The sequence below is a fragment of the Coprococcus sp. RTP21204st1_G4_RTP21204_210225 genome, assembly GCF_040915385.1.
GTDB lineage: Bacteria > Bacillota > Clostridia > Lachnospirales > Lachnospiraceae > Allocoprococcus > Allocoprococcus comes.
In genome coordinates, this window is record NZ_JBCPDP010000007.1 from 121,854 (window position 1) to 137,240 (window position 15,387).

Sequence of the window (15,387 nt, forward strand, 5' to 3'; positions counted from 1 at the left end):
TTTATTGTGATATGAAAAAAGGATATTTTGTGGATGAGTTATGGTCCTATGGACTTTCTAACAGTTATTACCACGCACAGATCTGGGAAGATGGAGCATTAGATAATCCGGAAATCAGTCCGGATATGTTTAAGGAATATATGACAGTCAATGAGGGAGAAGCCTTCAAATTTGGATCTGTTATCTATAATCAGACCCATGATTCCCATCCACCTCTTTTTTATATGGTTTTGCATGCAATCAGTTCATGCTTTCCGGGACAATTCAGTAAATGGTTTGGTCTCATTCCTAACTTGTTGTATTATGCAGTAACAATTATATTTTTGTATAAAATAGGAAAATTAATCAAAAAAGATAAATATTTTGCTTTCTTTCCGGTTTTGTTTTTTGGATTTAGTATTGCAGCGGTAAATATGGTGACATATATTCGAATGTATATGTTATTAACCATGTGGTGTACCATTTTCGCATATGAACATTTGGAAATGATGGCATCAAGAAAAATCAAAATGAAAAATTTGATCAGTATTTTGCTTGCTACTTTTGGCGGTGTATTTACACATTACTATTTTGTGATTTTTGCATTTCCTATGGTGATCTTTCAGATGATCTGGATGATCATGCGAAAAGACTTTAAAATGACCGGAAAATATGTAGTGAGCGGAGGCGTTGGCGGAGTTTGTGCTGTTGCGTTATACCCTGCAATTCTTAAGAATCTGACAGGTACAGGAGTGAGCCATAGCCAGAAAACACTTCAGAATATGCATAATTTTTCAGATTGGACGTCACGAATCAGAAAATTCTGGGTTATAGTCAGTGAAGAGATGTTCGGCGGTGTCTTCATGCTGCTCCTGATTGTCTGCTGCCTTGGAATTCTTGCATATCTTATCACACAGGTTTTGTGGGAAATGAAGCTGCAATATCATGCAGATCACTATGAAATTGCAGTGAATAATAAAGAACACACAAAAACTGTTTATGTAAAAGTAAAAAGAGAAACATATTTGATCTGTGATATAATACTTACTTGTGCTTTTGTATTTGTTATTTCAGCAAAAATCTCGCCATGGCAGGTGAACAGGTATATCATGAATTTGTTTCCTTTTCTGTCTCTGCTGTTTTGCTACCTGCTTTATTTTATCTATAAGTTATGGATAAAAAATAAAGCAAAGATTCAGATTGCAATGGTTATTTCAATGATGCTGATAGGAGGCTTGACGTATTATGTAAATGATCCTTGTTATTTATATCCGGAAGGAGAAAATAATATTGCAATCAGTAAAGAATATGCAGATACAACATGCTTGTATGTTTATACAACGTCTTATATAATGATTAACGAAGGGTTAGAATTACAGAATTACCAACGTTTATATCAAATGTATTACAAAGATCTGGATATAAAAGTACCGGACGTTTCAATAGAAAATTCCAAATTAGTTGTATATTTGGATCGAATACTTGATAAAAAATATGATGATCTCGGTGAAAAGGTAACCATGGATCCTGAAAAATGCTTAGAAAAGATACAGAAATTAACCGGACTTAAAAATTCAAAGGAATTGTATCAGGATGAAAAGGCATATGTATATGAGTTATATAACTAAGCGGAGATTGGTTAGAGAACGGTAATATTTTGTGACAGTATTATGTTGTACAAATGGAGGTCGCTTATGAAAAAAACATGGGGATTGCAAAATTCCAGAAGTCGGATGATCGCACTGTTTATTGTAGATATCTTAAGTGTGATCCTGGATTCTTATCTGGCAATTATTTTGCGTTTTAAATTGGATAATATCTGGGTACCGGCAGAGTATATGTACAGTGTCGAGAGCTATATGGTCATCAATGTTATCACAACAGTAGTCATTTTTTTAGTACTTAATCTGTATAACAGGGTATGGTCTTATGCCAGCATAAATGAGATGCTTGCCATTCTTGGTGCAACAATGCTGTCAACGGTCTTTCAGGCTTTCGGTTTCAGTTTGTTGTATCTGCAGGTTCCGAGAAGTTATTATTTCTTCTATTTTATTTTGTTAAGTATCACAACGATCATCACTCGATTTTCTTATCGCATTTTGCATACCATGGAAAATGGATTGAAGAAATCAACCAGGCATAGCCGTAACACCATTGTGATCGGTGCCGGCGAAGCCGGAAATATGATCATCAAAGAATTAAAAAGCAGTAAATACCTGAATCAGAAGGTTGTCTGCGTGATTGATGATAATCCTTCCAAAAAAGGAAAATACATTCATGGAATCCGCATTGTCGGAGGAAGAGATAAGATTCAGGAAGCAGCAAAGAAGTATGATGCAGAAGAAATTATCCTTGCAATTCCTTCGGCAGGAACAAAAAATACCAGAGATATCTTAAGAATCTGTAATCTTACAGATTGTAAACTTAAGATATTACCGGGAATGTATCAGCTGATCAATGACGATGTAGGAGTGTCAAACCTGCGGGAAGTATCCATCGAAGATCTTCTCGGAAGAGATACTATTGAAATTGATATGGAAAGCGTTGGGCAGTATGTGAGAAATAAAAGAGTATTGGTTACGGGAGGCGGCGGCTCCATCGGAAGTGAATTATGCCGTCAGATCGCTTCCCACAATCCAAAGCTTCTTATCATTTTTGATATCTATGAGAACAATGCCTATGACATTCAGCAGGAGCTGGTTCGTAAGTATCCAAATCTGAAGTTGGAAGTACTGATAGGTTCTGTTCGAAATACAAGTCGAATTGAAAGCGTCATGGAGCATTATCGACCGGATGTTGTTTTTCATGCGGCAGCCCATAAACACGTGCCACTTATGGAAGACAGCCCGAATGAAGCCATTAAAAACAATGTGTTTGGTACTTATAAGACAGCAAGAGCTGCGGACAAGTACGGGGTAAAGAAATTTGTACTGATCTCTACGGATAAAGCAGTAAACCCTACCAATATCATGGGTGCATCGAAACGTATGTGTGAAATGATCGTACAGACCTTCAGCAAATATTCCAGAACAGAATACGTGATCGTACGATTCGGGAATGTGTTAGGAAGTAATGGAAGCGTTATTCCGCTGTTTAAAAAACAGATGGAGGCAGGAGGTCCTGTGACAGTTACGCATCCGGATATTATCCGTTATTTTATGACGATACCGGAAGCAGTTTCACTGGTACTTCAGGCGGGAGCTTATGCCCATGGCGGAGAAATCTTTGTGCTGGATATGGGAGAGCCTGTGAAGATTGCTGATCTGGCAAAGAATCTGATCCGACTTTCCGGATATACACTTGGTGTGAATATGGAGATCAAGTATACCGGTCTTAGACCGGGGGAAAAGCTGTATGAGGAATTGCTGACAAAAGAAGAGGGACTACAGAAAACAGCGAACAACCTGATTTTTATCGGCAAACCTCTTGAGTTCGATGAAGTACATTTCCTCAGCCAGCTGCGAGAGCTGGAAAAGGCAGCAATGGAAGAAAGTCCGGATATTAAAGAAAAAGTTGCAGATATGATTTCTACTTATCATATCAGACCGGAAGATAAAAAAAGAGACAGTGAGGCTTTTCAGAAACTGGTCAGTTTAGGGAGGATCAGTCATGAAGGACCCATTGTAGATGAAAAACACAGTGGTATATAAAGTGGGCAGATTTGACAAAGATGCGAGTATTTGATATAATCTTTCCATCTAAAGAAAAGTGTAGTATAATATTCTAGTAATCAGAATAAAAGTTGGTGATTCAGATAGAACTAAATATCTGTAAAACCAACTTTTTTTGAGAAAAATAGTATTAAATCAGGTTAGGAGAACAATGGACGAGAAAATATTAACAGTAACTGTCCCAAGTTACAATGTGCAGGCATATCTGGAAGACTGTCTGGAATCCTTTGTGAATTCTGAAGTCATGGATGATATTGAAGTTTTGATCGTGAATGATGGTTCCAGCGATGATACTGCAACAATTGCGGAAAGATATGTTTCAAAGTATGAAAATACGTTCCGGTTGATCAATAAAGAAAACGGCGGACATGGTTCCACCATCAACACGGGAGCTCGTGAGGCAAGAGGAAAATATTTTAAAGTTGTTGATGGAGATGACTGGGTAGACACCAGAAGCTTCATCCGACTGGTGAAACTTTTAAAAGAAATTGATGCTGATATCGTTGCATCGAATTATACCTGGATCAACCATACGACACGGCTGCCGGAAAAGAGGCAGGAATATCCGTTTGAAAAAATCGAGTATAACAAGCTCTACCAGTTTGAGGAGATTGTTGGTAAGACCATCATAGATATGCATGCCACGACTGTGAAGACGGAGCTTTTCAGGAAAGCAAATGAACAGATTGATGAACACACTTTTTATGTAGATGTAGAGTTTATTGCATTTCCGATTCCTTACGTGAAGACAGTATATTTTATGGAAGACCCTGTTTACCAATATCGTCTGGGACTTCCGGGACAAAGTATGTCCATTGAAAAGATGCAGAAGAATCTGAAGAATCATCTGCGGGTTCTTATGCGGCTCAATCAGTACTGCAAAAAAGTCGAGAAGACGGCTCCAAAGGCAAATCTGGAGTATATCAGGGAATTGACAGCAACAATCCTTACCAGTCAGATGAAAATTTATATCAGCTTTCCTCTGAAGAATGGTATGCGAAAAGAAGCAATGAAATTAGATGCATATTTTTATCATAAGAACAGAGAAGTGTATGACAGAGTAAAGAATCCGGCAGTGTTGTTTTTACGGAAAACAAGATATGCTGCATTCCCGTTAGCTGTACTTGCATTTAAAGGCCGAAGAGATTCATATTAAATTGGAGAAGAATAATGAGCGTAACAAGAGATAGGATAAATACATTTTTTAGATATAAAGATTTATTAAGAGAACTGGTAGTCAGAGACGTGAAATTAAAATACAGAAGAAGTTTTCTGGGATATGTGTGGAGTATTTTGAATCCGCTGCTGATCATGCTTGTAATGACACTGGTATTTTCCCAAATGTTCCAGCGCGGAATCGAAAACTTTCCGGTTTACCTGCTGACAGGTCAGGCATTATTTGATTTTATGAATAATGCAACCCATATGTCTATGTATTCTGTGTTGGATAATGGAGCTTTGATCAAGAAAATATATGTACCTAAATATATTTTTACCTTATCAAAAGTAACAAGTTCCCTGATCGACCTTATTTTTTCAATGGGAGCATTGATTCTGGTCATGCTGATCACCAGAGCACCGTTTTCACCATATATCCTGCTTTTTCCATTGGTAGTGATTCCGCTGTATATCTTTGTATGCGGATTGGGCTTTTTCCTTTCTGCTGCGAATGTTTTCTTTCGAGATATTCAGTATATCTACAATGCCATCACAGTAGCATGGATGTATGTAACTCCAATGTTTTACCCGATCGAGCTGCTTCCGGACTGGCTCAGAAAGCTGGTAGAATACTGTAATCCAATGTTTTATTATATCCAGTTCTTCAGAGATCTTGTTTTATACAGACATTTTACAACTCCAAGAATCTTTATTGGTTGCTGGGTAATGGCTTTTATCATGCTGTCAATTGGACTTGGTGTATTTAAGAAAACACAGGATAACTTCATTTTATATATCTAGGAGAAGGGCGAATGAACGAAGAATATATTGTTGATGTTGATAACCTGACGATTCGGTTCAACATGGCATCTGAAAAGGTAGATAACCTGAAAGAATATGTGATCAAACTGATCAAACACGAATTGATGTTCCAGGAATTTCTTGCGTTAAAAGATGTCAATTTAAAAGTAAAAAGAGGAGAGGCGTGGGGACTGATCGGAACAAACGGATCCGGAAAGTCAACGCTTTTAAAAGCCTGCTGTGGAATTTTAAAACCATACAAAGGTTCAGTTACTACAAAAGGGACCATTGCACCGTTGATTGAATTGGGTGCCGGGTTTGATATGAATATGACGGCTAGAGAAAATGTGTTTTTGAATGGAACTGTACTTGGACATTCAAGAAAATTTATGGAAGAGCATTTTGATGAAATTATTGAATTCGCAGAATTGCAGGATTTCTTGGATGTTCCGATTAAGAATTTTTCCTCTGGTATGCAGGCAAGACTTGGATTTGCAATAGCTACCATGGTGAGACCGGATATTCTCGTGGTTGATGAAATATTATCCGTTGGTGATTACCAGTTCCAGCAGAAATGTTATGAGAGAATGGGGCAGATGTTGAGTGGAGGAACAACTCTGTTATATGTTTCTCATGATATAAATTCTGTCAGACAGTTATGTGATCATGCTATTTGGATTGACAAAGGAAATGTTCGAATGAGTGGTCTGGTAGAAGAAGTAACAACTGAATATATGCATATGAATCAGTAAGTGGTGAAAAGCATGATATTACAAAAAATTGTATGGAATCAACAGTCTGTTGAGGAACCAGAATTATACTATAAATTAAAAAACGGAATTAAGTCAGAGAGTGGAATATTGCTTAATGCAGGTGGTGAAGCAGATTTCTTGACATATATGAATATTTTTTCTGCTGAAAAATGGAGAAAGTATACAGGTATTCAATCGGTTTGTGTGTCTGTTAATTTTAAAGGAAAAATAAAGGTTGTCATATATGCCTTATCCTGCAAGAATAAAAAAGTATGTTCGAAGATAATTATGCAATTTCCAATGGAAAGCAAAGGCGAAGATTCCGTGAATACTCCAATATTTGCTTTACCGGAGAGTGGAGTAGTAGGTGTATCCATAATCGCTGAGGAGGATACAGCCCTCTATGCAGCAAGTTATATGACTGATGAAGAGAGGGAAAAGAAGGAAGTTAAGATAGGAATAGGCATTTGTACTTTCAAACGTGAGAAGTATGTTGAGCGAAATATGAAAGTATTAAAAGAAAATCTGCTTAACAATGAGAATGCCTTATCTTATGGACATTTGTCGGTATGCATATCCGATAATGGCGGTACATTAGTAAGAGAAAAAATCGAGGATGAACATATTCGCATTGTTAAGAATAAAAACCTTGGTGGAGTGGGTGGATTTACCAGAACGATGTTCGAACATATGCGAGATGATAGTATTACACATGTTTTATTGATGGATGACGATGCTGTGATTTCTCCTGAAGCGATAGAACGAACTTATACATTATTGACCCTGCTTAAAGAGAAATACAGAATGGCAGTAATCGGAGGCTCATTATTAAGAGAAGATTTGCCAACTCTGCAGTATGAATGTGGTGCCTGCTGGAATGATGGTGATATTGTTGCGAATAACCATAATTTTGACATGACACAATTAAAAAATGTCGTGATAAATGAACAGATTCAAAAAGCAGAGTATACAGGCTGGTGGTATTCGTGTATTCCGGTTCCGTTTATTAAGGAAATGCATTATCCTTTGCCGTTTTTTATCCATAGAGATGATATAGAATATGGATTGAGGGCAAATGGGCAGTTTATTTTCTTAAATGGAATAACGATCTGGCATGAAGCTTTTGAAAATAAATTACCTGGTTTCCTGGAGTATTATGATGTCAGAAATCTGGCAATTACGAATGCAATCCATAATCCGCAGTTTGCTGCAAAGGATTTCAAAAAGATGCTTTTTGTGCAGGTCAGCAGTAATATCGGAAAATACAGATATAAATATGTGGATCTGAATTTGAAAGGTGCGGTTGATTTTTTAAGAGGTTTTAAGTGGTTTTATAATGCGGATACCTTAGGTGTGCATGATGGATTAAAAAAATATAATTATCAGTCTATGCCGGCAGAAGAATTTATAGGACATAATGGAATCAAGCCGGAAGATCTGGATCCATGTGGTAGACCGGAGGCTGAACCACCGTGTAAATTAAAGCGAATATTGATCATGTTGTCAATGAATGGTCATTTTCTGCCTGCATATAAAAACAGAGCGACAAAAGTAGCCAGACCAAATCCGAATATTTATGACTTGTTCCGCTGCAATGAGGTTGTGTATGCTGATGCAGCAGGAAATGCAATTTGTGTGAAGCGGAGCAGGATAGAACTACTAAAAGCATATATAAAAATGTTGAAAGTATTTCGATTAATAGATTTGCATTATGACAAGGTTTGTGAAGAATATAGAAAAAATCATTCGAAACTTGAAAGCAAGGATTTTTGGAGCAGTTATTTAGAGTTAAAAGAAGTACAAAATAAGGAGATGTAAACAATGGAGTTAAAATTGCAAAGTATTCTATTTCCAGATAAAGAAGAATATACAGATAATGCCGATCTTTTTTATAAGGGTGGATTAGGAATCCGTGATGCTGAAGAAAAATGTTTTGTATTTTCAAAATATAGTACATGTGATTTTGGGGCATATTTAAATGCCTTTTCTATGAAAAAATGGAAAAAACACACAAAAATCGGCAAAACGATGTTGAAGCTTGAAATTAAAGGTGACTTTGAGCTGGTTCTGTCCGGATATCATAGAATTGAGAATTCAGCAAAAAGAAATGTTTTGTTAAAGAAAGAATACCATTGCGATCAAAAAGCAGAAATTATTGTTGAGATTCCATCAAATAAGGACACATTGATTGCATTTGAACTCCGCATGTATTCAGAGTGCTGTGTATATGGTGGTGGTTATTATGCTGAGGTAAATGAAAGTGATTTCAATGAAGTGAGACTTTCAATCGCAACGACAACATTTAAAAAAGAAGACTTTATTCGTAAAAATGTTAAAATGATCAAGGATGAAATTTTAACTCAGGATGATATCATTGGAAAAAATGTTTATCTTCACATCGTTGATAATGATGAGGGTCGAGTATTGTCGGCGGAAGAATTTGAAGGTCCGCATATTTATTATCACAGAAATAAAAATGTAGGCGGTTCAGGTGGATTTACACGAGGAATGATCGAATCTATTCGCCAGAAACCAAAGGCGACTCATGTATTATTGATGGATGATGATGTTGTTGTTTTATCAGAAAGTATAAAAAGAACATATTTATTATTGTTACTGGCAAAAGAAAAATATAAAGATTATATTATCAGTGGTGCCATGCTTTGTTATGAAGAGATGGATGTTTTCCATGAAGATGTGGGATTTTTAGGAGCAGATGGAGGACAGAATTCTTCAAAAGGTCATGGAAAAATTGTAGAGATGGCTGAAATGCTTCAAAAAGAGGAAGCAAAAACGAAAAAGGCTGATTCCTATGCTGGCTGGTGGTATTGTTGTGTACCGGTAACAATGATCGAGAAAAACGGATTTGCATTACCATTGTTTATCCGTGTTGATGATACGGAATTCAGTTTCCGTAATAATGCTAAATTTATTACCATGAACGGTATTTGCGTATGGCATATGGGCTTTACTTTAAAGTTCAATTATTTCATGGAATATTATCAAGTATTCCGTAACTTTTTGATTGAAGAGGCATGTAATCCGTCCAGAAACAGAAGAGAACGTATCTGGAAACGTTTTAATGGTATGTTTTTAACGGAAATACTGCGCTTTAATTATGATGCTGCAGAAATCATTGTTGATGCAATCAGAGATTATTTAAAAGGACCTGCTTTTATTGAAACGGAAAAATGTCAGGAACGATTAAAAACAATGTCCGCAAAAAATGCAAATATGGCAGATCTTGCAGAATTTGATGAATATGGGGTGGATATTGATTCTATTTATCAAACAGATCACAGAAGTCTGAAGGATACCATTCTTTATCGTCTGACTTTTAATGGACAGCTTTTCTGGCCAAAAAAATGGTTACGGAAAGGGCCGGCGGCGGTTGCTCATGACTGGTTCTATAATCCACAGAGACAATGCCTTGTAGATAGTGTCATTGCAATTAATCCAAATGCATATACTGCAGAAATCAGATATCTGGATAAGAAGAAATTCAGACAGGTCATGAAATACTATCTTGAAACAGTGAAGCGTTATAAAAAAATTCACAAAGAAGTAGATAAAGCTTATTATAACAGAAGAAAATATTTGACATCTTATAAGTTCTGGAAAGAGTATTTAGAATTAGAAAAGTATCAATAAAGATCTAAAATTTATGAAGAAAGAAGTTTTTTTATGAAAAACATGCATATCGCTTTCTCTCCTCCGGATATCACGGAAGAGGAAATAGCAGAGGTTGTAGATACGTTAAGAAGTGGCTGGATCACAACAGGACCAAAGACGAAGCTTTTTGAAAAGAAACTGTCAGAATATATGGAAACAAACAGGGTGGTCTGTCTGAATTCAGCAACAGCCTGCCTGGAGATGACACTGCGTCTTCTGGGAATTGGACCGGGAGATGAAGTAATTACAACTGCCTATACTTATACTGCATCAGCCAGTGTAGTAGAGCATGTAGGTGCAAAACTGATTCTGGTGGATGTGGCAAAAGATTCTTACGAGATGGATTATGAGAAGCTGGCAGATGCAATCACAGAGAAGACGAAAGTGGTTATCCCGGTAGATCTTGCCGGAATTATGTGTGACTATGATAAGATATTTGAAATTGTAGAAGCAAAGAAATCACTTTTCCATCCGGCAAATGAACTTCAGGAGAAGTTTGGCAGAGTGATTGTGGTGGCAGATGCTGCACATGCATTTGGCGCAGAGCGAAAAGGAAAGAAATGTGGACAGGCTGCAGATTTCACAAGTTTTTCCTTCCATGCAGTAAAGAATCTTACCACAGCGGAAGGAGGAGCAGTCACATGGCGTCCGATCGAAGGTGTGGATGATGATGAGATTTATAAAAAATATATGCTTTTTTCACTGCATGGTCAATCCAAAGATGCGCTAGCAAAGACGCAGCTTGGCGCATGGGAGTATGATGTTGTGGCACCTTATTTCAAATGCAATATGACCGATATCATGGCTTCTATTGGATTGGTACAGTTAAAGCGCTATGATGCATTATTAGCACGGCGTCGGGAAATCATAGGAATGTATGATAAAGCACTGGAAAGTCTTCCTGTGAATGTACTGAATCATTTTGATACAGATCATAAGTCCAGCGGACATTTGTATCTGATCCGTGTTCAGGAAAAAACACGGGAAGAATGTAATGAGATCATTACGAAGATGGCAGAGCATGGCGTAGCAACGAATGTGCATTACAAACCGTTACCGTTGTTATCTGCATACAAAAATATGGGATTTGATATCAAAAATTATCCAAATGCTTATGCTTTATTTGAAAATGCAATTACATTACCGCTTCATACGAAACTTACCGATGAAGAGGTAAAATACGTGACGGATGTATTGAAGGAATGCATCGGATAGGAATGCTGTATGAGAAAATGGGACGAACTTCCGAAGTTTATGAGAACAGACGAAGTAAAACAATACTATGATATTCTGATCAGACACGAAAAAGAATTAAGATTAAAGAGATATTTTGACATTCTGCTTTCGATGATTTTACTTGTCATTTTATCACCGATCATGTTAGTCATCAGTATTGCAATCAAGCTGGATTCACCGGGACCGGTGATTTACAAGCAGGTGCGTGTGACACAGTATGGAAAGAAATTTCACATTCTAAAGTTCCGTACTATGGTGCAGAATGCGGACAAGATGGGAACACAGGTTACGATCAGTCAGGATTCCAGACTGACACGGGTTGGAAAAGTGATCCGTGGCTGCAGGATTGATGAATTTCCGCAGCTTATCAATGTTCTTCGTGGAGAGATGAGTTTTGTTGGAACCAGACCGGAAGTTGTGAAGTATGTAAAAGGCTATACTAAAGAAATGTATGCGACTCTTTTGTTACCGGCAGGAATCACTTCCAGAGCCAGCGTATGCTACAAAGATGAGGGTGAAATGCTGGAGCATGTAGAAGATGTGGATTATGCTTATATTCATGAAGTGCTTCCGGAGAAGATGAGTTATAATCTGGAAGATCTGCGCAAATACAGTCTGTGGAGAGATTTTATGACCATGTTTATGACAGTATTTGCAGTATTACGATAAGAACTACAGTATAGGAGAAATGTATGTTAGTATCAGTTTGCACGATTGCGCGCAATGAAGAAGAGTATCTTCCGCACTTGCTGGAGGATATCACAAAACAGGATTACCCGGCAGAGCAGATCGAAGTTGTGATGGTGGACAGCAGTTCAACAGATGGAACCAGACGGATTATGGAACGTTTTGCCGAAGAAAATCCGCAGTATCATAACTGCTTTGTTACGGAAAATCCGGGGAACAATCAGGCATCCGGATGGAATCAGGCAATCCGTAGTTCAACCGGAGATATTATTATCCGTCTGGACGCACATGGACGCATTCCAGAGGATTTTGTTTCCAAGAATGTGGAATGCATGGAAAGCGGAGAATATGTCACCGGGGGGCCAAGACCGAATCTTCCGGAGAAGGACACACCTTGGCAGAGACTTCTACTGAGCGCGGAAAGTTCGATGTTTGGAAGTGGAATCGCAGGTTTCCGGAGAGAGAATGAAAAGAAATATGTAAAGTCCATGTTCCATGCAGCGTATCGGAGAGAAGTATTTGAAAAGGTTGGACTTTTCAATGAAAATCTGGGAAGAACGGAAGATAATGAGATGCATTACCGGATCCGGCAGGCAGGATACCGCTTATGCTACGATCCGCAGATTCATTCCTGGCAATATGTGAGAAGTTCGATTCCGGGAATGATGAAGCAGAAATACGGCAATGGAGACTGGGTAGCAAGAACTCTTGGCGTATGTCCTGGATGTCTCAGCATTTATCATTTTGTGCCGTTTGCTTTTGTGATTGCGATTCTTGTGACATCCATTTTGGTAGCACTAAAGAAGCCATTTCTGGCGATTGCCATGTGGATCACTTATTGGTGTGGTGCAATCGGAATGGCAATTCTGTCTGTAAAAAATGAGGCGAAGCATATATGTCAGCTTTTGCTTCCGGGAATCTTCTTTTTACTTCATTTAAGTTATGGAGTGGGAAGTGTCGTCGGAATGGGAAAGATGATAAAAGATAAAATTACAAAGAAATAAAAGAGAGGATTTAGTATTATGAAGTATGATTATTTAGTAGTAGGATCAGGATTATATGGGGCAGTATTTGCTCACGAAGCAAAGAAAAAAGGAAAAACCTGTCTGGTAATTGACAAGCGTCCGCATATCGGTGGAAATATTTATTGTGAAAATATTGAAGGAATCAATGTTCACAAATATGGTGCACATATTTTCCACACATCCAACAAACAGGTTTGGGATTACATCAATCAGTTCGCAGAGTTCAATAATTACATTAACTCACCGGTAGCAATTTACAAGGATGAGCTTTACAATCTGCCATTCAACATGAATACATTCAGCAAAATGTGGAATATCAAGACACCACAGGAAGCAAAAGATATGATCGCAAAACAGGTTGCAGAGACTGGAATCACAGAGCCGAAGAACCTGGAAGAACAGGGATTATCTCTTGTAGGAAAAGATGTATTTGAGAAATTGGTAAAAGGTTATACCGAAAAACAGTGGGGACGTGCCTGCAAAGACCTTCCGGCATTCATCATCAAACGTTTACCGGTAAGATTTACATTTGACAATAACTACTTCAATGACAGATATCAGGGAATCCCGATCGGCGGATATACAAAGATCATTGAAAAGATGCTGGACGGAATCGAAGTAAAGACAGATACCGACTACTTTGAGTTCATCAAAGAAAATCCGGATATCGCAGAGAAGACACTGTTTACCGGAATGATCGACGAATACTTCGGATACAAGCTCGGAGCACTGGAATATCGTTCGGTAAGATTTGAAACAGAAGTGCTTGAAACAGACAACTATCAGGGAAATGCAGTCGTAAACTATACCGAAAGAGAAGTTCCTTATACACGTATCATCGAACACAAGCATTTTGAATTTGGAAAGCAGGAAAAAACTGTTATCTCCAAAGAGTATTCTTCCGAATGGAAAGTAGGAATGGAACCATATTATCCGGTAAATAACGAACAGAACAATAAGCTGTTTGAAGAATACAGAAAGCTTGCAGAGCAGGAAAAGAATGTGATCTTTGGTGGACGTCTTGGAAATTATAAGTATTATGATATGGATAAGGTAATTGAGGCGGCACTGGAGATGGTGGCTGAGGAATTATAAAAGGTTTGGATAAATCAGGATATGTTGCAAAGCATATCCTGATTTAAACTGTCTGTAAAGAGAGGAAATAAAATGAATTGGATAAAGTAAATTAACAATAAGGTAGAGGGAAAATGGATAAATTCATCTTATGAATTCAAATGTAATTTATCAGAAATATTTTTTCTTGGAATTTTTGCCGTATGGCTGGTTTTGACTTACAGCTGGACAACGATGGCACATATTCCGTGGCCACCTTTTTTTATTTCTGTGTTCAGATAGGGATTGGACTGGTAGTATTGTTCCGGTATATGGTGATGAGACCAGTGGATATGAAGAAAATATTATTTGTATTTCTGATTATTGGATCATTTGTAATTGCAAGGAGATATTCTGGAGCTGATGCATTGCTTGAAACGAGATTATTGATTGCTGGTGCAAATGATATTGATTATAGAAAAATTTTAAAGGTATATTTGATTGTAGAAATTCCGATGATAATCTGTACGATGATTGTAGGATATACAGGAGTTATCACGAATTTGGTTTACCATAGGGGAGATCAGGTGCGGATGTCATTTGGGTTTATTTATCCTACAGATTTTGCGGCGGGTATTGTTTTTATGATAACAGTATGGATTGTACTCCGACAGGCAAGATGCACATGGATAGAAATTGGAATGATGATAATCAGTGTGGTTCTGTTTGAAAAATATTGTGATGTACGGAATAGTGAAATTGTAATGATGATTTTGATTATATGTGTTGTTTATTTGAAAATTAGAAACAAATTAGGTGCAAAGAAAGGAAAGGGATATATACCATCACTATTACTAAAAATTTTATGTCTGGTGGCACCATATGGTTTAGCTGGATTTATGATCTTAGTATCAAGATTTTATCGACCAGATATAGAATGGATGGCAAAATTAAATACTCTTTTTTCAACGAGACTTTCTTTAGGAAAAGAAGTTTTTGACAGGTATGATGTTCAGATATGGGGACAGGACATTCCAATGCGTGGAAATGGAGGATCAACAGAAGTGGTAGCAGACTATTTCTTTATTGATAGTTCTTATGTGAATATTTTGATGAGGTTAGGACTGGTGGTATTTATACTGGTTATGCTGATTATTTCAATTATAATGATCAAAAACTTAAATCTTCCATATATGTTAATGGCTATGGCAATTGTCTGCATTCATTCAGTAATGGAGCATCATATGTTTGAAGCGTATTATGATGTGTTTTTGATGCTTCCGTTTGCGAATTTTGATGTGAAGGATATCGGAAAAAGACAGAGAAAATGTGGAAATTGAGTGGGGATAAATG

General features: G+C 37.4%; 12 protein-coding genes. All 12 read left to right on the forward strand.

From position 1 onward, the window contains the following. Window positions 1-29: 29 nt before the first annotated feature. The 12 genes from AB5213_RS08780 to AB5213_RS08835 all read left to right on the forward strand — a co-directional run bounded on the left by AB5213_RS08780 (window position 30) and on the right by AB5213_RS08835 (window position 15,374). The gene (locus tag AB5213_RS08780; protein WP_156339407.1) at window positions 30-1,607 is read left to right on the forward strand and encodes a hypothetical protein; all 1,578 of its coding nucleotides are present in this window, start codon (window positions 30-32) and stop codon (window positions 1,605-1,607) included. Between the two features lie 66 nt (window positions 1,608-1,673). Beyond that, window positions 1,674-3,629 carry a nucleoside-diphosphate sugar epimerase/dehydratase gene (locus AB5213_RS08785; RefSeq protein ID WP_022220081.1) on the forward strand — a complete coding sequence of 652 codons (1,956 nt, stop codon included), beginning with the start codon at window positions 1,674-1,676 and terminating at the stop codon, window positions 3,627-3,629. A gap of 172 nt (window positions 3,630-3,801) precedes the next feature. Next, window positions 3,802-4,806, forward strand: coding sequence for a glycosyltransferase family 2 protein (locus tag AB5213_RS08790; protein ID WP_022220080.1), 1,005 nt, complete (start codon window positions 3,802-3,804; stop codon window positions 4,804-4,806). Between the two features lie 14 nt (window positions 4,807-4,820). Then, complete coding sequence (locus AB5213_RS08795; protein ID WP_022220079.1) at window positions 4,821-5,609, forward strand: ABC transporter permease; 789 nt, start codon at window positions 4,821-4,823, stop codon at window positions 5,607-5,609. Window positions 5,610-5,620: 11 nt separating this feature from the next. Further along, window positions 5,621-6,361: an ABC transporter ATP-binding protein gene (locus tag AB5213_RS08800; RefSeq protein ID WP_022220078.1), complete on the forward strand. Its 741-nt coding sequence runs from the start codon at window positions 5,621-5,623 to the stop codon at window positions 6,359-6,361. A gap of 12 nt (window positions 6,362-6,373) precedes the next feature. After that, window positions 6,374-8,179: a glycosyltransferase gene (locus tag AB5213_RS08805; protein WP_022220077.1), complete on the forward strand. Its 1,806-nt coding sequence runs from the start codon at window positions 6,374-6,376 to the stop codon at window positions 8,177-8,179. A 3-nt stretch (window positions 8,180-8,182) separates the two neighbouring features. Continuing rightward, on the forward strand, window positions 8,183-10,012 hold the full coding sequence (locus tag AB5213_RS08810) for a glycosyltransferase family 2 protein (RefSeq protein ID WP_022220076.1): 1,830 nt from the start codon (window positions 8,183-8,185) through the stop codon (window positions 10,010-10,012). Between the two features lie 42 nt (window positions 10,013-10,054). Further along, on the forward strand, window positions 10,055-11,248 hold the full coding sequence (locus AB5213_RS08815) for a DegT/DnrJ/EryC1/StrS family aminotransferase (protein WP_368276611.1): 1,194 nt from the start codon (window positions 10,055-10,057) through the stop codon (window positions 11,246-11,248). Between the two features lie 9 nt (window positions 11,249-11,257). Beyond that, window positions 11,258-11,938: a sugar transferase gene (locus AB5213_RS08820; protein WP_008374631.1), complete on the forward strand. Its 681-nt coding sequence runs from the start codon at window positions 11,258-11,260 to the stop codon at window positions 11,936-11,938. Window positions 11,939-11,961: 23 nt separating this feature from the next. Beyond that, window positions 11,962-12,960: a glycosyltransferase family 2 protein gene (locus AB5213_RS08825; RefSeq protein WP_022220074.1), complete on the forward strand. Its 999-nt coding sequence runs from the start codon at window positions 11,962-11,964 to the stop codon at window positions 12,958-12,960. Between the two features lie 18 nt (window positions 12,961-12,978). Beyond that, window positions 12,979-14,076, forward strand: coding sequence for a UDP-galactopyranose mutase (gene glf / locus AB5213_RS08830; RefSeq protein ID WP_022220073.1), 1,098 nt, complete (start codon window positions 12,979-12,981; stop codon window positions 14,074-14,076). Window positions 14,077-14,387: 311 nt separating this feature from the next. After that, entirely contained in the window at window positions 14,388-15,374 is a 987-nt protein-coding gene (locus AB5213_RS08835; RefSeq protein WP_156330630.1) for a hypothetical protein, read from the forward strand. Window positions 15,375-15,387: the final 13 nt, after the last annotated feature.